The sequence below is a fragment of the Paraburkholderia sp. BL6669N2 genome, from assembly GCF_003387275.1.
Classification (GTDB): Bacteria; Pseudomonadota; Gammaproteobacteria; order Burkholderiales; family Burkholderiaceae; genus Paraburkholderia.
The window spans coordinates 1,051,013-1,069,757 of record NZ_QUNA01000002.1 but is presented as its reverse complement, the minus strand read 5'-3'; the positions used below and the strand labels follow the sequence as shown (position 1 = coordinate 1,069,757).

The 18,745-nt window shown below is 62.6% G+C and carries 18 protein-coding genes; 15 read left to right on the top strand and 3 right to left on the bottom strand.

The features are described 5' to 3' along the window. Nucleotides 1-153: 153 nt before the first annotated feature. Both B0G80_RS27335 and B0G80_RS27330 read left to right on the top strand, forming a co-directional pair. Nucleotides 154-1,830, top strand: a complete 1,677-nt coding sequence (locus B0G80_RS27335) for a 3-(methylthio)propionyl-CoA ligase (RefSeq protein ID WP_116121152.1) — start codon at nucleotides 154-156, stop codon at nucleotides 1,828-1,830. A gap of 71 nt (nucleotides 1,831-1,901) precedes the next feature. Further along, nucleotides 1,902-2,825 carry a phosphorylase gene (locus tag B0G80_RS27330; protein ID WP_116121150.1) on the top strand — a complete coding sequence of 308 codons (924 nt, stop codon included), beginning with the start codon at nucleotides 1,902-1,904 and terminating at the stop codon, nucleotides 2,823-2,825. Between the two features lie 673 nt (nucleotides 2,826-3,498). Here the strand turns inward: B0G80_RS27330 and B0G80_RS27325 are convergent. After that, nucleotides 3,499-4,425: an NAD(P)/FAD-dependent oxidoreductase gene (locus tag B0G80_RS27325; RefSeq protein ID WP_181920083.1), complete on the bottom strand. Its 927-nt coding sequence runs from the start codon at nucleotides 4,423-4,425 to the stop codon at nucleotides 3,499-3,501. Between the two features lie 464 nt (nucleotides 4,426-4,889). On the opposite strand from B0G80_RS27325, the gene B0G80_RS27320 reads away from it, so the two are divergent. From B0G80_RS27320 to B0G80_RS27295, 6 genes are all read left to right on the top strand, one after another. Further along, nucleotides 4,890-5,681, top strand: a complete 792-nt coding sequence (locus tag B0G80_RS27320) for a phytanoyl-CoA dioxygenase family protein (RefSeq protein WP_116121146.1) — start codon at nucleotides 4,890-4,892, stop codon at nucleotides 5,679-5,681. A 438-nt stretch (nucleotides 5,682-6,119) separates the two neighbouring features. After that, complete coding sequence (locus B0G80_RS27315) at nucleotides 6,120-8,471, top strand: TonB-dependent receptor (RefSeq protein WP_181920082.1); 2,352 nt, start codon at nucleotides 6,120-6,122, stop codon at nucleotides 8,469-8,471. A 25-nt stretch (nucleotides 8,472-8,496) separates the two neighbouring features. Then, complete coding sequence (locus B0G80_RS27310; RefSeq protein WP_116121142.1) at nucleotides 8,497-9,090, top strand: MotA/TolQ/ExbB proton channel family protein; 594 nt, start codon at nucleotides 8,497-8,499, stop codon at nucleotides 9,088-9,090. After that, nucleotides 9,087-9,485, top strand: a complete 399-nt coding sequence (locus B0G80_RS27305) for a biopolymer transporter ExbD (RefSeq protein ID WP_106284693.1) — start codon at nucleotides 9,087-9,089, stop codon at nucleotides 9,483-9,485. The genes B0G80_RS27310 and B0G80_RS27305 overlap by 4 nt, the downstream gene beginning before the upstream one ends. Then, nucleotides 9,466-10,212, top strand: coding sequence for an energy transducer TonB (locus B0G80_RS27300; protein ID WP_258879056.1), 747 nt, complete (start codon nucleotides 9,466-9,468; stop codon nucleotides 10,210-10,212). The genes B0G80_RS27305 and B0G80_RS27300 overlap by 20 nt, the downstream gene beginning before the upstream one ends. Nucleotide 10,213: 1 nt before the next feature. Further along, nucleotides 10,214-10,513, top strand: coding sequence for a hypothetical protein (locus tag B0G80_RS27295; protein WP_116121140.1), 300 nt, complete (start codon nucleotides 10,214-10,216; stop codon nucleotides 10,511-10,513). On the opposite strand, the gene B0G80_RS27290 is transcribed toward B0G80_RS27295, so the two are convergent. Continuing rightward, nucleotides 10,479-11,423: a LysR substrate-binding domain-containing protein gene (locus B0G80_RS27290; protein ID WP_116121138.1), complete on the bottom strand. Its 945-nt coding sequence runs from the start codon at nucleotides 11,421-11,423 to the stop codon at nucleotides 10,479-10,481. The two genes, B0G80_RS27295 and B0G80_RS27290, sit on opposite strands and share 35 nt — an antisense overlap. A gap of 161 nt (nucleotides 11,424-11,584) precedes the next feature. Here B0G80_RS27290 and B0G80_RS27285 point away from each other — a divergent pair, with 161 nt between their 5' ends. From B0G80_RS27285 to B0G80_RS27260, 6 genes are all read left to right on the top strand, one after another. Further along, complete coding sequence (locus B0G80_RS27285) at nucleotides 11,585-12,433, top strand: ABC transporter permease (RefSeq protein WP_116121136.1); 849 nt, start codon at nucleotides 11,585-11,587, stop codon at nucleotides 12,431-12,433. Nucleotides 12,434-12,437: 4 nt separating this feature from the next. Next, nucleotides 12,438-13,478 (top strand): ABC transporter ATP-binding protein, encoded by a 1,041-nt coding sequence (locus B0G80_RS27280; RefSeq protein ID WP_116121134.1) that lies wholly within the window; start codon nucleotides 12,438-12,440, stop codon nucleotides 13,476-13,478. 113 nt (nucleotides 13,479-13,591) lie between these two features. Continuing rightward, a complete protein-coding gene (locus B0G80_RS27275) occupies nucleotides 13,592-14,680 on the top strand; it encodes an extracellular solute-binding protein (protein ID WP_116121132.1) in 1,089 nt (362 codons plus the stop codon). 37 nt (nucleotides 14,681-14,717) lie between these two features. Next, nucleotides 14,718-15,560 (top strand): ABC transporter permease, encoded by an 843-nt coding sequence (locus B0G80_RS27270; RefSeq protein WP_116121130.1) that lies wholly within the window; start codon nucleotides 14,718-14,720, stop codon nucleotides 15,558-15,560. A 70-nt stretch (nucleotides 15,561-15,630) separates the two neighbouring features. Beyond that, nucleotides 15,631-16,086, top strand: a complete 456-nt coding sequence (locus B0G80_RS27265) for a TIGR00725 family protein (protein WP_116123731.1) — start codon at nucleotides 15,631-15,633, stop codon at nucleotides 16,084-16,086. A gap of 56 nt (nucleotides 16,087-16,142) precedes the next feature. After that, nucleotides 16,143-17,345 (top strand): porin, encoded by a 1,203-nt coding sequence (locus B0G80_RS27260; RefSeq protein WP_116121128.1) that lies wholly within the window; start codon nucleotides 16,143-16,145, stop codon nucleotides 17,343-17,345. A gap of 188 nt (nucleotides 17,346-17,533) precedes the next feature. Here B0G80_RS27260 and B0G80_RS27255 read toward each other — a convergent pair whose 3' ends face one another. Continuing rightward, entirely contained in the window at nucleotides 17,534-17,725 is a 192-nt protein-coding gene (locus B0G80_RS27255; RefSeq protein ID WP_116121126.1) for a hypothetical protein, read from the bottom strand. 616 nt (nucleotides 17,726-18,341) lie between these two features. Here B0G80_RS27255 and B0G80_RS27250 point away from each other — a divergent pair. Beyond that, entirely contained in the window at nucleotides 18,342-18,740 is a 399-nt protein-coding gene (locus B0G80_RS27250) for a DUF4440 domain-containing protein (RefSeq protein WP_116121124.1), read from the top strand. Nucleotides 18,741-18,745: the final 5 nt, after the last annotated feature.

The following is an 18,745-nucleotide window of genomic DNA, read 5'->3' as shown; positions in this document are numbered from 1 at the left end:
AGCTGGCGGCAACTATTCCCCATTAGCCATTTGCAACAGGTCTGGGGTTAGCCTATCTTGAATCACTGAGCGGGATTGGCCGCGTCGTTTGCGTCAAAGGCCGATCGAAGCAGCAGCCAGTCAATTCGAGCACGGATCGAGGGAGACGCGGCCATGACAACACCGCTGCATGGTCAGATGATGGACGTCCCGCTAACGGTTTCTTCGTTGCTGGCGCATGCGTCACGCTACTTCGGCACGACAGAGATCGTGTCGAAGCGCGTCGAGGGCGATATGCATCGGTACACGTATCGCGACTGCGAGCGGCGCGCGAAGCAACTCGCGCAGTCGCTGATCGCGCTCGGCGTCGAAGCGGGCGACCGGATCGGCACCCTCGCATGGAACGGCTACCGGCACCTGGAAACGTACTACGGCACGACGGGCTTCGGCGCCGTCTGCCACACGATCAATCCGCGGCTTTTTCCCGAGCAGATCGCCTATATCGTCAATCACGCCGACGACAGTTATGTGCTGTTCGACATCACGTTCGCGCCGCTCGTCGACATGCTTGCGCCGCAATGCCCGAACGTGCTCGGCTGGATTGCGATGACGGACGAGGCGCATATGCCGCGCATGTCGACGGCCGCGTCGTGCTACGAAGCGTTGCTCATGGCGAAGGACGGTGACTTCGACTGGCCACTCATCGACGAGCGAAGCGCATCGAATCTCTGCTACACCTCGGGCACGACAGGCAATCCGAAAGGCGCGCTGTATTCGCATCGCTCCACGGTGCTGCATGCGTTCGGCGCATCGCTTCCCGATGCGATGGGCTTGTCCGCGCGCGATTCTGTGTTGCCGGTCGTGCCGATGTTCCATGTGAACGCGTGGGGCATTGCGCATGCCGCGCCGTTGACTGGGGCGAAGCTGGTGTTCCCCGGCAAGGACCTCGACGGCAAGTCGCTCTACGATCTGATGGAAGCAGAACGCGTCACGTGTTCGGCGGGCGTGCCGACCGTGTGGCTCGGACTGCTCAACTACGTGCGTGAAACGGGCGTGCGGTTCTCGTCGCTGGAGCGCACGATAATCGGCGGCTCGGCATGCCCGCCCGCCATGCTCAGAATGTTCAAGGACGACTACGGCGTCGAAGCCATCCACGGGTGGGGCATGACGGAGATGTCGCCGCTCGGCACCCTTGCAAGACTCAACTGGGAGCAGACGCAGCGCCCGCCCGACGAGCAACGCAGGCTGCTCGAGAAGCAGGGACATGTGGTCTATGGCGTCGATATGAAGATCGTCGGCGACGACGGGCGCGAATTGCCGTGGGACGGCGCCACGTTCGGCGATCTGCATGTGCGCGGACCGTGGGTGATCGACCGCTACTTCCGCCACGATGCGTCGCCGCTCGTCGATGGCTGGTTTCCGACCGGCGACGTCGCCACGATCGACCGCGACGGCTTCATGCGCATTACCGATCGCAGCAAGGACCTGATCAAGTCCGGCTGCGAGTGGATCAGCTCAATCGACATAGAAAATATTGCGGTCGCCCATCCCGCGGTGGCGGAAGCCGCGTGCATTGCCTGCGCGCATCCCTTGTGGGCAGAGCGGCCACTGCTGGTGGTCGTCAAGCGCCCCGATATGGATGTGACACAGAACGAGTTGCGTACGTTCTACGAAGGCAAGGTCGCGAAGTGGTGGATTCCTGACGATGTCGTTTTCGTCGGCGAATTGCCGCACACTGCAACCGGAAAGCTACACAAGCTGAAACTGCGCGAGCAGTTCCGCGATTACATATTGCCGACGGCACGCGAAGTTCAGAACTGTCCACTGACCAATCGGATGGCGGGCGGTTAGTACCCGCCTGGAAGTCGCGGTAAAGCGGTGCACTGGCTGGCCCAATCGCAAATTAATCTCCGCGACGAAGCATGGAAAATCGACGCCTTCAACCTGGAACTCTATGGCCTGCCATGCTGCGCCAGGCGGAGCACGCACTACGCTGCGGCGCGCTGCAACGGATCGAGACTTCGCAGACGGTGCTCGAAAGCGACGGCATCCGCTTTGTCGTGCGGCAGGTCTCGAGCCTGATCCGCAAGGAGCAGCAGCGCCGGCAAACACCCAAGCTTCACGACGGGGAGCACCCATCGGCGGATCCATTCCTGCCCTACGAGCCGGACCTCTTTGTCGCGGATATCTCCGATACGCACCTTGCTTTGCTCAACAAGTTCAATGTCATCGACAATCATCTGCTGATTGTTACCCGTGACTTGGAATCGCAGAACGCACTCCTCAACCTGGCCGACTTCGAGTCGCTGATTGCCTGCATGGCCGAGTTCGACAGCCTCGGTTTTTACAATGCAGGCGCTGCTGCGGGGGCGAGCCAGGCGCACAAGCATCTGCAAATGGTGCCGTTGCCGCTCGGCGATTCTGAACCGCCGGTTCCCATCGAGTCTGTTCTGGCAACCGCGCTCCTTGATGGTGTGGCGCGAACCGTACTGCGCCTGCCATTCCGGCACGCTTTCGCGAGCCTCGAACCCGGTGCCGCGATTTCCGTGGATGCGGCGCCGTCGCTCCTGTCCCGCTATCGCGCGCTGCTCGAAGCCGCCGGCATCGCGCCAGTCGAAGTCGGCGGTGAACTTCATCAATCGGCGCCCTATAACCTGCTCGTTACACGCCGATGGATGTTGGTCGTACCGAGATCGGAAGAGTGTGTCGAGGGCGTATCGATTAACGCACTCGGATTCGCCGGATCGCTCTTCGTGCGCGACGCGGCGCAGATGAGAGCGATCGAGCGGCTCGGGCCGATGGCCGCGCTTGCGCGAGTCGCGCTGCCTGTTGGTGCTTTGCGATAACGCGTTTTCACGCTTGAGCAACAAAATATCCACGGTCTGTCGCGGACGCCGACTCAACCGCAAAATGTCGACCGTCCTGAGTCGGCGTCAACGACGCTACATGCTTGTCAACGCTTTTGAATCATTCAAGCTTTTTTGGCTTCGTAACTCCTGACGCTAGCGGTGACGATCTTTACTGGCCACCGTTCTGTTTCGAACGGCTAAGCCCGCTATTGACGTCGCTGTTCGCGCCGCTTTTTGTACCCATATTTAACCCGTTGGTCTTCCCGCTGTTGGAACGGGTGGTCGCGGAACTAGTCGAGCCGGAACCCGCACTGGTTCGCGCCCCCGCGTCAGTGCGCGCGTCCCCGGGCGAACCATAGTCCTGCTGATCCAACGCTTGCGCGGAACCAGTGCCCGCGCCGGATGTTGAGCCCCGCGCAGCGCTATCGCCAGCTCGCGCGCTTACCGCAGACGACAACGCGATGACAAGAGCCAAAGCAACGAACGACCTGTTTCCATGTTTCATGACGTACCCCCAAGGACGGTATTTCAGGCAGGCGGGCTGCCTTCCCATGCATGAGGCGGCGCAAGCGGCGTGCCGCCTGCCGGCGATTCCTCACTAGCGCAGCGGAAATGACGGACACAGAGCCACGGCGTTGCTTCGCCCTGATCGGCGCACTCCGTAAGCACTTCAAAGTGCGTTGTGCGGAAGACTCTTATGAATCGCCGTCGCGGCAACGGCCGCTTCGCCGGCCGCGACGCTGATCTGATTGAGGGTATTGACGATGTCGCCGGCCGCATAGAGCCGTTCGATGCTAGTACGCTGATGTTTGTCGGTTCTCACCATTCCGTCCTCATCGCGCACTACGTCGAGCCCCAATACGTCAGTCCGTGGATCGCAACCCATGACGGGATATACCGCGTCGAAACGGTGAACAGTTCCTCTCTGGCCGATGATCTGCACCGCCTGGTCAGCGCCCCGAATTGCGTCGAGTCTCGATAGCGCGATCAAACTGACGCCGCAAGCGGCAGCCGAAGCGACTTCCGCGTCGGATAGCGCGTCGAGGTCGGAAGCGAGCACGGACACGTCGCGTGAAAATGTCCGCATAAAGATGGCATGTGACAGCGCACACTTCGCCGGCCCTAACATCGCTATAACCTTGCCTTCAGTCTCGTAACCGTCGCATATCGGACAGAGACGAAACAGGCCGCAGCGTGTCAGTTCATCGGCGTTGGGCACTGAGGGCAATCCGTCACGTATGCCGGCGGCGAGCAACACACGTCTGGCGTGCACCGAGCGCGCGGTTTGTGCGTCGCCGCCTCCCATTGGACGATAGTCGATCCGGAAACCATCGCTGACAGCTTCGATGGCCTCCACGCGGGCAGGTTCGGGCGTTACGTCGTACGGCGCGAGTTGCTCGCGCAGGTTGGCCAGCCAGGCCTCACCGTTAATGCCCGATGGAAAGCCCGGCACGTTGCGCGCAACAGGGATAAGCCGCGCGCGACTTTCGCCGGCGTCAAAGACTCTCGTCGTGCGGCGATAGCGCGCAAGATAGAGGGCCGCAGTCAAGCCGGCCGGCCCTCCGCCTACGATCACACAGTCGATCGAACCGTTCATGGAAAGCTTCCATTTCGAGCACAACGAAAGGCTGCTCGGTGCGCAATCCGTGCGGGCGAGCAAAAGGCTCGCGGCGCAGCCTGCCTCCCTATCAGCCGGCTTCGCCCACCTCTTTCGGGTCGGGCAGTTTTCCGCCGCTATTCGGCTTCGGCGGCTCCGGTTCATTCTTCAGCGACTCTTACTGCTGCTCGCTCAACCGGCGGTCCGCGGCGGTCGGATCGGATTCGGTTTGACGTGGTGGCGTTGGGCGTGCGGACTCGGTAGTCATATAAACTCCATTTCAATAGGTAGACTGATACCAACAGACGCGTAATGCTGCGTACGCAAGCATGCGGCGTGCCGCGGCCGCTTTGAAGGGCTCAAGTGCGGACGCTTCCTCGGTGAGCTTCCTCAGTCGGTTCGCGGGTTCACGCTCAACAGAATGCTTTCGATAAAAGCTCTACAACTGCAAAAGGAGACAAAGCATGACCATCCTCTCTTCAGACGAACTGGACGAGCACGCGGCGACGTTCGAGCGCGATGGCATGGTTGTGTTGAAACACCATTTCCCTCAGGCGACGCTAAGGGCCTGGCGCGATGCATTCGAGCCGCTGCTACGCGAGCGCGTCGCCTCGGGGACAACTGCCGTGCGCGGTGACAATCGGCACTACATCACCCTGCCGTTCACGGGTGTGTTCGCCGACGAAAGTATTTTTTGCGATCCGGCCATTCTCGGTATCGTCGAGCGGGTCGCCGGCGACGACCCGGTGATGTGCCAGCTTGCCACCGACACGCCGCTGAATGGCTCGACGTACCAGGACATCCACCGCGACACGCCGCCGCTGTTCGATGACCAGCCGGAAATGCCCTCTTTTCAGTTGGCGGTCAATTTTCCGCTGTGCGACGTCTCCCTCGAGAACGGTCCCTTTGAAACCACGCTAGGCACTCATCGCATGCGTCCGGACGAAGCGATGAAGGCGTGGCGCGAGAACCGGGTCGGTCTGCAGGCCGTCCAGATGGAACTTGGCGATGTCATGGTGCGGGACGTTCGCGCTCTGCATCGAGGTACGCCGAATAGAACGGATCAGCCGCGCCCAATGGTGGTGATCGGCTACAGCAGGAGCTGGTATTTTCGACCCGAGGTTCATATCGACGTGCCGGCCGACGTGGACGAACGCCTGAGCCTGCGGGCGAAGCGGTTACTGCGCTATATGCCGCGCGTGGATCGACTGGACGTTGCCCGCGCGCCGGAGGCGTATCAGAAGTTCGCGTATTGAGGCAGTCCACTTCAGCGGTCAACTTGCCGTGAGAAGTGCGGACCTGTTAGTGCATCCAGACCTATTGTGGACAGGCAATAAGGTGCGCACTTAACACGCCCCTGAGGCCGCGGCTCCCCGCGTTTCAAGATTGGACGGTCGCGGTTCCGAAAGCGCGCAGTTCCGGCCTTGCCGCGTCGCTTTTTAAAGGTCCGCTTCGCGATGCGTTTGAGGCATTCGCGGCCGATGTTCGATATGAAGGCGAGGACCTCGGTCGATCAACGATAGCGGAGTCTTTCGCTCCCTCTCCCTGTGGAGCGCAGGTTGCGCCAAGCGGGGGATTGCCAACTCGTAATGCTATGTTATAACATTGCCACCGCTGCGTAACGTCGCTCCTGTCGTCGATGGCGCATCGTGGCCTGACATCAGGCACGTCCACCCCTCAACCACAACAAGACAATGAACCGATCGCCGCTATCGCAGGCCGGTATGCTGCTGCTCGCCTGTACGCTTTACTCCCGCGCAGTCGCTGCCGGTGGCGACGCCGCACTTGCCGGCACGGTGGCCGACGCCCAGGGCCACGTGCCCGCCCATGCCCAGATCTCACTTCAGGACGCCAGCGGCAAAAGCGTCCCACGGACGACGGCTGACGCCAGCGGACACTTCCGGCTCGACCACATCACGCCCGGAACCTACGCCGTCAAGGGGGAGGCCTCCGGCTACGGCACCGTCACCCGCGTCGCGACGGTGACGCCGGGACAGGTGCCCGAGCCGCTCGCCGTCGTGCTCCAGAAAGACACCACGCTCGACGTCACCGTCAACGTGCAGCGCCTTGACCGCGCCCGCAACGGTCTGCTGCCCGAGGTCGGTGCGAGCGTCTACCGCATCACGCAGGCCGACATCGACTCGTCGCCACAAGGCGCGAACACGCCGCTCAATCAGGTTCTGCTGCAGGCACCAGGCGTCGCCAACGATTCATACGGTCAGCTTCACGTGCGCGGTGACCACGCGAACCTGCAGTACCGACTCAACGGCATCATCATTCCCGAACCGATCAGCGGTTTCGGGCAGTCGCTCGACACGCGGATCATCGATCAGGTGAATCTCGTGACGGGCGCGCTGCCGGCCCAGTACGGCTATCGCACGGCGGGCATCGTCGACATCCGCACCAAGTCCGGCGACGGCGGCAACGGCGGCACGATCGACGTATACGGCGGCAGTCACCAGACGATCCAGACGAGCGCCGACGTGTTCGGCTCGAGCGGCCCGTTCAGCTATTACTTTGCCGGTTCGCTCGGCCAGAACAATCTCGGCATCGAGGCGCCCACTTCGGACGGCAGCCCCCTGCACGATCACACGCGCCAAGGTAACGGTTTCGGTTACATGTCGTACCTGCTCAACCCGCTCACGCGCGTGACCGTGATGTTCGGGACTGCAAGCAACCAGTTCCAGATTCCGAATACGCCGGGGCTCGCCCCCGTCTACACGTTGAACAGCCAGTCCACGTTCGACTCGGCGAACCTCAACGAGACCCAGTCGGAACTGAACAACTTCGCGGTAGTCGCCCTGCAGGGCACCAACGGTGGCGCGCTCGACTATCAGGTGGCGCTCTTCACGCGCTACACACGTACCAAGTTCAATCCGGACCCGGTGGGCGACCTCATTTTCAACGGCGTCGCTTCCGAGGACTTCCACAGCAACCAGGCGAATGGCGTCCAGACCGATTTCACCTGGCGGCTCAATGATCACCACACGCTGCGTGCCGGTCTCCTGTTCCAGCAGGAACATGCCGTGTTCGACAACACCGTGGCCGTGTTTCCCGTCGACGCGAACGGAAATCAGACCTCCGACCAGCCGCTCACGATTCAGGATGCGAACAGCAAGTCAGGCTACCTGTACAGCCTCTATGCGCAGGACGAGTGGAAAATCACGCCGAAGCTGACACTCAACTATGGTCTGCGTTACGACCGCATGGACGAGTATGTGCAGGCCGGACAGCTAAGCCCGCGCGTCGGACTCGTGTACCAGCCGACCAACGCGACGACGCTGCACGCCGGATACGCGCGCTACTTCACGCCGCCCGCCTTCGAACTCGTGTCCGATTCGACGATCAGCAAGTTCAACGGCACGACCAATCAGAGCCCGACCTCGCAGAACGACCCGGTGAAGCCCGAACGCGCCGATTACTTTGACATCGGCGTCACCCAGCGCCTCACGTCTGCACTGACCGTAGGACTCGACGCGTATTACAAGCGCGCCAGCGATCTGCTCGACGAGGGGCAATTCGGCACTGCGCTCATCTTCACGCCGTTCAACTACCAGCACGGGCGCGTCTACGGCGTGGAGTTCACGTCGAGCTACCACCAGGACAATGTGACTGCGTATCTGAATGTCGCATACAGCCGGGCGCAGGGAAAGAACATCGAATCGGCGCAATTCAACTTCGGCGCCGACGAACTGGCCTACATCGCAAACCACCTGGTCTACCTCGATCACGATCAACGCATTACCGCGTCGTTCGGTGGCAGCTACGCCCTGGGCCAGACGACTTTCACGACAGATGCGATCGTCGGTAGCGGCCTTCGCAGCGGCTTTGCGAACACCGGGCGCCTGCCATGGTATGCGCAGGTCAACCTCGGCGTGATCCAGCATTTCAGCGAGCCGCTGATCGGCAGGTTCGATGCGCGGCTCGTGCTGGTCAATGCCTTCGGCCGTGTCTACGAGCTGCGTGATGGATCCGGCATCGGCGTAGGCGCGCCACAGTATGGCCCGCAGCGAGCGATCTACGCCGGCCTTACCAAGCACTTCTGATTATTCCGGCACGAAGGAGCCAGTCATGAACGAATGGAAAGGTGTCGCCGAGGCGTTGAGGCTCGGCGGCTGGGTCATCTACCCGCTTAGCCTGCTGGCGATCGTCGCGCTCGCGATCGCGTTCGACCGGGCTTACGTCTGCTGGCGCTACGCGCGTATGCCGCACAATGGCGCCGCGCATTCACTGCCGGGCGAGCACGTTTTACGGCGTGTGGACGTCCTGTTCGACGACGACAGTACGCCTGTCTGGCGTATCGAAGGGCAGATCGAAAAAGCCGCTTCGCAGATCGAGCGCGACATGAGCCGCGGTCTGTGGCTGCTCGAAACGATCGTCACCGCTGCGCCGCTGCTCGGATTGCTCGGCACGATCGTCGGCATGATGCATTCGTTCCAGCTGATCGGCGGCGATGGCGTCGTCAGTCCCTCGGGCGTGTCGGGTGGCGTCGCGCAGGCATTGGTCGCTACTGCCATCGGTCTCGTGATCGCACTGGTTGCGCTTTTTGCGTTCAACTATTTTTCGCGACGCGTGGACCGGCTCATGGAGGAGATCGAGACGTTCGCGAACGAGCGCCTTGGCGACCTGCGCCTCGCGCGCGAACGTGCGGGAGCGGTCTCATGAAGCTGCGGCGGGCGCGCATATCGCGACGCGGCCGCATCGAGATCATCCCGATGATCGACGTGATGTTCTTTCTGCTGGCCACGTTCATGCTCACGACACTGGCTATGCAGCGGCTCGACGCGGTCCATGTCGACCTGCCGCGGGGACAGGCGCAGCCGGTGCAGGTTGAGCAGTCCCTCACCCTCTCTGTGAATCGCGCCAACCAGATATTTGTGAACCAGCGGCCCGTTCGGCTCGATGAAGTTCGCGCGGCGGTCACGAACCTGCTCCGAAAGGACGGCAATCTTGTCGTGGCGGCCGACGACGGCGCTTCACATGGCGTGGTTGTGCAAGCCATACTCGAAGCGCGCAAGGCCGGCGCCGAACACTTTCTCGTTGCTGTGCATCGTGAGTAGAGAATCGCTGCTGTACGGCAACCGCAATGGGCGTCGCGTGATCGTTGCCGCCACGCTGGCAGCGATGGTCTGGTGGTTCTTCCTTTCCCACGTGCGCTGGCTCATTGGCTCCGGGCAACCCGCAGCGCCCCCGCAGGCGATCGAACTGCAGGTCGTGGAGTTGCCGCCCGCGCCACGCACAAGCGAAACGCCCCAGGGCAACGTCCGGCGTGATGCCGTCACCGCGTCCCATGCCGTGCCCCTTGCACAACGGCAGCCGCAGGTGGCGCGTAGCAGCGCCGTGCACCAGGCCCCTCGCGTGCTGCCACTGCCACACCCCGCCCCCGACGCGCAGCAAGGCGCCACGGCCGCGCGGCAAGATGCGCCCATCACGCCAGAGTCGAAAGCGGCGCCGGCCCCAAGCGACGACATCGCGCAGCACGGCGCGCCATCTTCGGCCGCAGGCTCGCCCGCGACCGTCAGCCAGCAGGCCCGGCTGCTCTCGCAACCGCTTCCGGAAGTCCCCGACGATCTTCGGGATCAGGCCTTTCAGGCGGTTGCCGTTGCACGCTTCGCTGTCCATGCAGACGGTACGTTCGATGTCGAACTGGTCAAGCCCACACAGAACCCGCGGCTGAATCAGATCCTGCTTGCCACGCTTGGGCAATGGCGTTTCTTCCCGGCAATCGAGAATGGACGGCCCGTCGAAAGTCATCAGGACGTTCGCGTGCACTTTAACGTGAATTGATGTGCGAAACGCCGAGCCCGCTGACGGCAACGACGACGAGGCCACCGTTGCCATCAGAGAATCGCGGAAGCTGTCAGCTCAGCTGCGCCAGTACTACGTCCGTGATCTCGGCGTCTATGAGAATCCGGATGAGCGAATGGCCGACTATGGCAACAGATTTTTCTCCGAAACGCGCATCTACAAAGTCACGCTAATGTTCGATCGCTGCCTGCGAATGGCGCGCTGGACGTGGCATACGGAAGAATGTTCAGGAGCCCGGCACGCGGCTAACAGCCGCCCCGTCGAGTCGGCGTTCTCGTAGCCGGTGCCGCCGGATCGTGCGTCGAGAATTCCTCCAGCATCCAGTCGCGCAGCTTGCGCAGCGCCGCGCTTTTATCGAGGCGCTCCGGTGTGTAGCAGAGGAAGTGGCCCTGGTTGTCGACATCAACTGGTGCATTGACGGGCTGCACGAGCGTACCCGCATCGAGTGCTGCGCCAATCAGGAACGCCGGTACGAGCGCAAGGCCGAGTCCGGATTGCGCAGCCTGGATCAGCACTGCGTACTGCTCGAAGCGCGGTCCGGCGAACGCGTTCATGTGCGTGATCTCATGTCTTTCCGACCATACAAGCCAGACGCTTTCTGCCTGCTCGTGCACAAGCCTTGGCGCGGCCGCGAGGTCAGCCGGCGTGCGCAACGCATGCTTCGCTGCGAATTCGGGCGAGCAGACAGGCACAAAAGTGCGCCCCGCCAGATAGTCGCAGTTCACCCCATCCCAGCGGCCGTCGCCATAACGGATCGCTGCATCGAGTCCGAGTGGGAACGGATCGCCGTGCGCGAGATGACGCCGGAAGCTCAGTGTGATGTTCGGTGCTGCCGTGAGGAACGACGTTAACCTCGGCACTAGCCACTTGGTAGTGAAGGTCGGCACACTGGCGATGGTCAGCAGGTCGCTGTCCTCGCGCACACTCAGCAATTCAAGCGAGGCGTTGCCGATCTCGCGCAGCGGGCCTGTGACGCGCGCGTGATAGACCTGGCCGGCACGCGTCAGGGACAGGTTGCGCCCCTCTCTCACGAATAGCTTCATTCCGAACAGCACCTCCAGATTCGCGATCTGCCGGCTCACCGCGCTCGGCGTCAGGCCCAGCTCGCGCGCCGCATACGAAAAATTCAGATGCTTGGCCGAGCTGGTGAACGCATGCAGTTCAGCGATGTTCGGATACAGATGTTTCATTGCGTGATATTCCAGATTCGCAAAGCACGATGCGGACTTTGTACTTTTTTTTCATGACGATGCCATGTCGGCAACGCACAATGACGCTCGTTATCGCAATTCCAAGTCTTTGATTAGACGGGGTTTTGCGCTGTCTCCTCTGCTTACCACCGGATTCGCTGATGTCATCCCATGCTGCCGCGGCCAGCGCCGCTGGGGTTCCTGTTCGTCGTGGCAACCGTTCGCCATCGCCGGGCCGCATGCTGGTACGTGCCGTGGTGGTGCTGTTCGCGCTCTACCTGCTGCTTCCGATCGCGCTGCTGGTGATCGGCTCGATGGGTCAAAGCTGGACCAACACGCTGCTGCCAACCGGCCTGACCGGTCATTGGTACGCCGAACTGGCGGCCGACCGTAGCTTTCGCCGCGCGTTCGCGACAAGTCTCACGGTGGCACTCGCCTGCTGCGCGCTGAACACACTGCTTGGTGTGCCACTCGCCTATGCGCTGAACCACCGGGCAAGAGCCGGGCGCGGGCTCGTCGCCCGGCTCGTGATGCTGATGCCGATCGCCGTGCCGGCGCTCACACTCGGGTTCGGCTATATCGCCGTGTTCGGCGGCGACACGCTGCCCTGGCTCGGCACGCTGTGGCTGATGATCGCCGCGCATGCGGTGCTGACGCTGCCCTACCTGCTGCAGACGCTACTCGCCGACTTGCGCCATCTCGATCTAGCCACGCTCGAGGCCTGCGCTGCCACGCTCGGCGCCGCGCCCTCGCGCCAGTTCCTGACCGTGGTACTGCCGAACCTACGCCACAGCCTGTTCGCCGGCCTGGTGATGGTGGCGGCACTATCCATCGGCGAATTCCAGATTTCGAATCTGATCGCGGGCTTTCGCTACCGCAACTATCCGGTGCTGCTGCTACAGGCGTTCTATGGCGCATCGGGCTTTGCATGCGCGGCAACCGTCGTGCTGCTCGTGCTCGCCGTGGCGGCCACACTCGCCTCAATCACCACCGTGCAACGACTGAAGTAATGCCATGAGCCTCGAATTCGATACCGTCAGCTATACCTACCCGGGCGCTTCGCACGGCATCTCCGACATCTCGCTGAAGGCTGCGCCGGGCGAGCTGCTCGCCGTAATCGGCCAGAGCGGCTCGGGCAAGTCGACGCTGCTGCGGCTAACGGCGGGCCTGCTGAGGGGCTATGCTGGTCGTATCGTGATTGGCGACCAGGACGTGGCTGAGCAGCCGGTCTGGAAGCGCGGTGTCGGCATGGTGTTCCAGCAATACGCGCTATTTCCGCACCTAAGTGTGACCGACAACGTCGCGTACGGTTTGAGGATGCGCGGCATCGGCTTGGCCGAGAGGCGCCGCCAGGCGTTGGCAATGCTCGAACGCGTCGGCCTGACGAGTCACGCCGGGCGACTTCCCTCGCAACTGTCGGGTGGCCAGCAGCAGCGCGTCGCGCTGGCGCGCGCGCTCGTGATTGAGCCGCGCGTGCTGCTGCTCGACGAGCCGCTGGCGGCGCTCGACGCTGGTATTCGTCATCAACTGCGCGACGAAATCCGCACACTGCAACGCGCCTGTGGCGCGACCACTCTGCTTGTCACACACGACCAGGACGAAGCGCTCAGCATGGCCGACCGCGTCGCGATCGTTGACGGCGGCCGCGTGCTGCAGGTCGGTACACCGCGCGAACTCTACGAACAGCCGGTCTCGGCACGTGTCGCGCGCTTCATCGGCCATTCGACGATCCTGCCCGGGCGCGTGGTCGCGACTGATCGCATCGATGTCGGCTTCACGACGCTGTGCGCCCCGTCCGGCTCGCTGCGCGAGGGCGAGGCCGTCGAGCTGTTGGTGCGCCCCGAGCACGTGCAAGCTGATCCCGAGCAGGGGTGTGCAAACCGCATCCACGGTGCGTGTGGCGAGGTCCGTTATTTCGGCTCGACACATCGCTACGACTTCATCCCGCACGGCGCCACCACGCCCCTTCTTGGCGAGGGGCGCGAGGTGGCCGTGCACAGCATCGCGATTGATCCGTGCCATCTGCGCGTTTTGCCGGCCTCGGTGCGCGAATGAACGCTCATCGACACCGCACCATCGGCTGGATCGTAGCCGCATCTGTTCGCATGACTGATCAACACACACTCGCCCGCCTCGGCGGACACCCACACGCATTACGGAGAACTACGATGTTTGCAGGTCCCACCCTGATTCAACGCATACGCGCGACTGCGCTCGCGTTCGGCACGCTCGTCGCCTGCGCGGCCCATGCCGCGCTACCGGCGCCGCTTTATCCCGGCGAGGACGCGCTCTATGAGAAGGCTGCCGACGAAGGTATGGTGGCCTCGTTTGACACGGGTCCCGAGTGGGCCAACTGGAAAGCTCTGTTCGCCGAATTCCGCAAGCGCTATCCGAAGGTCGAGATCACCTACAACGACATCGGTTCGGCCGCCACCGTCGTCACGCTCGACAAGTCGCGCCGCCGCCCGCAGGCCGACACGGCCTATTACTTCGCCGCCTCGGCTCTCGACGCGACGGCCAGGGACGTGGTCGCGCCGTTCAAGCCGCTCAACTTCGACAAACTGCCGCCAGTGTTCCGCGATCCCGGCGCCCGCTGGTTCACGGTGCATTCGCTGAACGTTGCCTTCCTCGTCAACCGTAAGCTGGTCAAGGACGTGCCGAAGCGCTGGTCCGATCTGCTGAAGCCCGAATACAAGAACGCAGTAGTCTATCTTGACCCGCGCTCAACCGGCCAGGGGCAGGTGGACGTGTTCGCCGCCGCCTACGCGATGGGCGGCAGCGTCGACGATCCGAAGCCCGGCGCGGATTTCTTCGGCAAGCTGAAGACGGCCGGCAATGTCCTGCGCGTGGAGGGCACCACGCCCTATGCGAAGTTCGTGAAGGGGGAGATCCCCGTCCTGATCGGCTATGAGAACGACGGCCTGAAGGCCAAGTACACGGACGGCATGGGCGACGCGGCCGAGGTGGTGATTCCGCAGGATGGCAGCGTGTCGGCGCCGTATGCGATGAGCCTGGTCAAGAATGCGCCCAATCCGTCGGCAGCCCAACTCTGGCTCAACTTTGTGATGAGCGATGCGGGGCAAGCGCTGTTCGCGCAGGGTTATGTGCGGCCTGCCGTGCCGGGCTTGACGCTGGCGCCGGAGATCGCCGCCAAGATGCCGAACGCGCCGCAGGTGCACCCGCTCGACGTGGCCAAGGCGGCCGCGAAGAAGGCGCAGGTCGACCAGCTGTGGTCGCAGGCTACGCTCGGGCAGTGAATCCAGTGATCACCGGTAACGATCAGGGACGCCCGCGATGACACGGAGCTCGACTCTCGCCACCCGCGACGCGGGGCTGCTGCGCCGCTTTGGCGCGTTGCCGGCCGGCTTGCTGTTCGCAATCGCATTCGCGCTGCCGCTCGCGGCTCTGGTCGGCGCCGCTTTCGACGGCGGCGGCCGCGCGTTTGCCTCCGTGTTCGGTGACCCGCTGGTGGCCGATGCGATCGGCCGCTCGCTGGGCCTGGCGGCCGTCACCGGCACGCTGTCGACGGCGATCGGCATGGTTCTGGCAATCGCGCTGGCCGGGCAGTCGCCGGCGAGGCGGCGACTCTCGCTCGCCGCGCTTGGCGTGCCGCTCGCCTTCTCGGGCCTGGTGATCGCCTACGGCTTCATCCTGAGCTTCGGCCGCGCCGGCTTCGTGACGATGCTGCTCGCCAAGCTCGGCGCGAATCCGGCGCAGATCGGAGGCCTGATCTATACCAGCGCGGGCCTGGCGATCGCCTACGCGTACTACCTGATCCCGCGCGTCGCGCTGATGCTCTATCCGGCCTTTGCCAACTTCGACCGGCGGCCGCTCGATGCGGCGCTCACGCTCGGTGCGCGGCCTTGGCGCGCCTGGCTCGACGTGGCCTGGCGCGAGCTGTGGCCGTCGGTGGCTGCGGCTTGGTGCCTCGTCGCAGCGATCGCGCTCGGTACCTACGGTACCGCCATCGCTCTGGCCGGCACGCAGATCAACATTCTGCCGCTTTTGCTGTACCTGAAGCTGTCCGATGGGCAAACCGATTTCTCGCAGGCAGCCGTACTGTCGATCGTACTGACAGCGCTTTGCACCTGCGTTCTTGCAATGGGGGAATGGATTGTCAGACCAAGGCAACACTGAACATGAGCGGCTCGTCGCGGTTGCCCTCGCCGATCTCGCGGAGCGTCAGCGCTGCGCGAATCGGCACCTGATGCCCGTTGGCGTGATCGGCCCGAGAGCGGCCACTGAGGAACAACTGCGGATAGCTGAATCGATCGCGCACGCGCTCGCAAAAGCGGGCATCGCGATCGTCGGCGGCGGTAAGGGTGGCGTAATGGAAGCGGCCGCTCGCGGAGCTTTCCGCGCTGACGGCATCGCGATCGGCCTACTGCCCGAGGACGACGCTGAAGGCGCAAACCCGTACCTGAGCGTCGCACTGCCGACCGGGCTCGGCATAACACGCAATGCGTTGATCGCGCGTTCATCGCTGTGCCTCGTGGCGGTGGGCGGCGGGCTAGGCACACTGTCCGAGATCGCGCTCGGGTTGCAATGGGGCAAACCGGTATTCGCGGTATGCGACGCGCCGCAGGTGGCGGGCGTCGAGACGTTCGATTCGGCAGACGAGCTGCTCCTCCGCGCGGCACGCTGGCTGACCATGCTCGCCTGAACGGGGAAGGCGAAGCCGCGACATTTTTCGTTTTTCAACACAAAATAGGATTACTAATGATGAAAAAGACCATCGTCGCCTCGTGCATGCTGGGCGGTGTCTGCGTGGGCGCCCATGCACAAAGCAGCGTGACGTTGTACGGTGTTGCCGACAACGGCCTCGCATGGCAGAACAGCGCGACTTCGTTGGGCTCAACTTCGGGCGGCCATTCTCTCGTCAAGATGACCGCGGGTGTGTGGGCTGGTAGCCGGTTCGGCCTTAAAGGCAGCGAGGATCTCGGGAGTGGTACCAAGGCCATCTTTACGCTGGAATCGGGGTTCAACAGCACGAATGGCTCTTCGCAGTTCACGGGGGGAATGTTCACTCGGCAATCGTGGGTTGGTGTGACCAGCGACCGTTACGGCACACTGACTGCTGGACGCCAGTACACGGCCTACTACAACATGCTGGCGCCTTGGAGCCCGACCACTTGGCTGACCGGGTATTTCGGTGCGCACCCGGGCGATATCGATTCGCTTGACAACATATATCGCGGCAATAACTCGCTCGTCTACCAGTCGCCGACACTGGGCGGCTTCACATTCAGTGCGTCATACGCGTTCGGCGGCGTGCCGGGCAGCGTTAACGCGGGCTCGACCTGGAGCGCAGGGCTGCAATACCAAGACGGCCCATTCGGGATCGGTGCTGCGGCTCAGCGGGTGAACAACTCGACGCCGGGCGGTGGCGCTTGGGGCGCGTCGTCGACGACTTCAAACGGTGGCGCGCAAACGGCCGTGTCGGCGATCAACTACGGCTACCAGACCGCGCAGGCGCAGCAGCGCGTCGCGGTGACGGGTGGCTATCACTTCTCGGCCGCCTGGGACGTGTCGGCGTCGTACTCGAACGTCCAGTACATCCCCGGCATCGGCTCGACGTTTCGCGATACTGCGATTTTCAACACGGCGGGCGCGGTACTGCATTTCAAGCCCGCCAGCGCGTGGGATTTCGCTGCCGGCTACAGCTACACGCGCGCTACCAAAGCGAACGGGATCACGAGCGCCGCGCAGTATCAACAGTTCACGTTGTCGCAGTACTACGCTCTGTCGAAGCGTACCGGCGTCTATGCGGTCCAGTCCTATCAGCGTGCGAATGGTGACACCTTGTGGAGTAACGGCAAGGTGATAATCGCGAAACCATCGCTGGGCGATGGATTCAGTAGCACGCCGGCGTCGTCGCGCAGCCAGATTGCGGTCGGTGCGGGTGTTGTGCACCGCTTCTGATGCAGTGTGTTGTGTGTATCGTCAGATGCACGTGACGTAGCGGTTTCATGTTTTGTGGACGCAAACCCGGACGCGCAGTTGAGCGTCTGGGTCTGAAGACGCGACAGAATTCGCGGTCACGTGTCGGGTAGCGGCAAGAGAGCTCGTTCCTCAACAAAGCAGCCAAAGGCCGATGACCTGTCGCTGAGTTAAAGTCCGTGAACGAGTTTTCCATCGATCAACGCCACGGGCAGTTTGTGCTTCGGCATCTTTGCCAGGTTGCCGATGCGCGTCTCGTACGGCAGGTCCGACATGCGCAACCACGTTTCGAGCTTGACGACGAACGGACTGATATCGGGCGAGTCTGCGCTGCCTCCATAGCCGAATTTGTATACGATCATCTGTGGCTCCTCTCCACTCCGAACGACGCTAGACGGCCCCAGCCCGATTTTCAAGTCGCGATAGCCGTATCGAACTGAAGCTGAGTCCCGGAGGAGAACCTGAATGGCGGCTTCATGCCCTGAGTTAGTCCGTCAAGTGGTGTTGGCCGCAAAGAACCAGTCTTGCATGGTCGGAAGCGCGGGAAAGCCGCGCTTCCGACCATAACGTAGTTTGGCAAGCCGAGTTTGCGTCAAGGGTTTTTTTCAGCCATCCATGTCGTCACGGCGAATGTCAAGTAATCGGCGACGCCATCGGCAAACCCTGCTTACGATTTCCTCCCCACTGACGATTTCCGCGGTACGGGCGACGCGACAATTCCATCGTCACCCACGCAATGGATGACAGGAGAGGTCGAAGAAGTGCTGTTCCTTTAGTCCGATCAATCGCACCACTCGACAGCCAGCCCTAGTGGCACTAAGCTTGGGCAGGGCACGCCCCTTTGGATGTTTTTAGGGTTCGCCACGCGCGTAGCGCGATGGTCTGGTTGTGATTAACGCTTGGCGTAACGCGAAGAACCGAACATCTCATTCCGGTGGGTTTAGTCTCACCAACTTCACGCCTCATGGAGGCAGCACCATGGACATCTCACAGGCTTTTGCCGCGTTGAACGGTAGGTTCGTCGATACAGTCAATTCTCACGATACGATCGGTTGGGTGGCTCTGTTTGCCGAAGACGCCATTCTCGTCCCGGCGGGCCAGGAAGCCGTGACCGGCCGAAAGGGGATCGAAGAATGGGCCGAAGTGGCAACGACCGTCTGGAACCATTTGGAAATCCAGCAAGGGCTTTGCAGATCTGATGGAAATGTGGCTTGGGAATCCGGAACCTGGACTGGGAATATCAATGTGCCGGATGAGCGGACCATGGACATCGGCGGAAACTTCCTACTCATTGCCCAGCAGGAAGGCTCCACGCTGCGCATCAAAGCGCACTCGTGGAGCGTGAATCCCACGACGCCTCGGCCAACTGCAGCTTGAGCGGC

What these genes read in the sequence shown, in the direction of transcription:
- B0G80_RS27335 (WP_116121152.1), top strand. Translation starts at nt 154, where the DNA reads ATGACAACACCGCTGCATGGTCAGATGATGGACGTCCCGCTAACGGTT.
- B0G80_RS27290 (WP_116121138.1), bottom strand. Translation starts at nt 11,423, where the DNA reads ATGAAACATCTGTATCCGAACATCGCTGAACTGCATGCGTTCACCAGC.
- B0G80_RS27305 (WP_106284693.1), top strand. Translation starts at nt 9,087, where the DNA reads ATGAAGCTGCGGCGGGCGCGCATATCGCGACGCGGCCGCATCGAGATC.
- B0G80_RS27250 (WP_116121124.1), top strand. Translation starts at nt 18,342, where the DNA reads ATGGACATCTCACAGGCTTTTGCCGCGTTGAACGGTAGGTTCGTCGAT.
- B0G80_RS27260 (WP_116121128.1), top strand. Translation starts at nt 16,143, where the DNA reads ATGATGAAAAAGACCATCGTCGCCTCGTGCATGCTGGGCGGTGTCTGC.
- B0G80_RS27265 (WP_116123731.1), top strand. Translation starts at nt 15,631, where the DNA reads ATGCCCGTTGGCGTGATCGGCCCGAGAGCGGCCACTGAGGAACAACTG.
- B0G80_RS27320 (WP_116121146.1), top strand. Translation starts at nt 4,890, where the DNA reads ATGACCATCCTCTCTTCAGACGAACTGGACGAGCACGCGGCGACGTTC.
- B0G80_RS27315 (WP_181920082.1), top strand. Translation starts at nt 6,120, where the DNA reads ATGAACCGATCGCCGCTATCGCAGGCCGGTATGCTGCTGCTCGCCTGT.
- B0G80_RS27280 (WP_116121134.1), top strand. Translation starts at nt 12,438, where the DNA reads ATGAGCCTCGAATTCGATACCGTCAGCTATACCTACCCGGGCGCTTCG.
- B0G80_RS27330 (WP_116121150.1), top strand. Translation starts at nt 1,902, where the DNA reads ATGGAAAATCGACGCCTTCAACCTGGAACTCTATGGCCTGCCATGCTG.
- B0G80_RS27270 (WP_116121130.1), top strand. Translation starts at nt 14,718, where the DNA reads ATGACACGGAGCTCGACTCTCGCCACCCGCGACGCGGGGCTGCTGCGC.
- B0G80_RS27275 (WP_116121132.1), top strand. Translation starts at nt 13,592, where the DNA reads ATGTTTGCAGGTCCCACCCTGATTCAACGCATACGCGCGACTGCGCTC.
- B0G80_RS27325 (WP_181920083.1), bottom strand. Translation starts at nt 4,425, where the DNA reads ATGAACGGTTCGATCGACTGTGTGATCGTAGGCGGAGGGCCGGCCGGC.
- B0G80_RS27285 (WP_116121136.1), top strand. Translation starts at nt 11,585, where the DNA reads ATGTCATCCCATGCTGCCGCGGCCAGCGCCGCTGGGGTTCCTGTTCGT.
- B0G80_RS27255 (WP_116121126.1), bottom strand. Translation starts at nt 17,725, where the DNA reads ATGATCGTATACAAATTCGGCTATGGAGGCAGCGCAGACTCGCCCGAT.
- B0G80_RS27310 (WP_116121142.1), top strand. Translation starts at nt 8,497, where the DNA reads ATGAACGAATGGAAAGGTGTCGCCGAGGCGTTGAGGCTCGGCGGCTGG.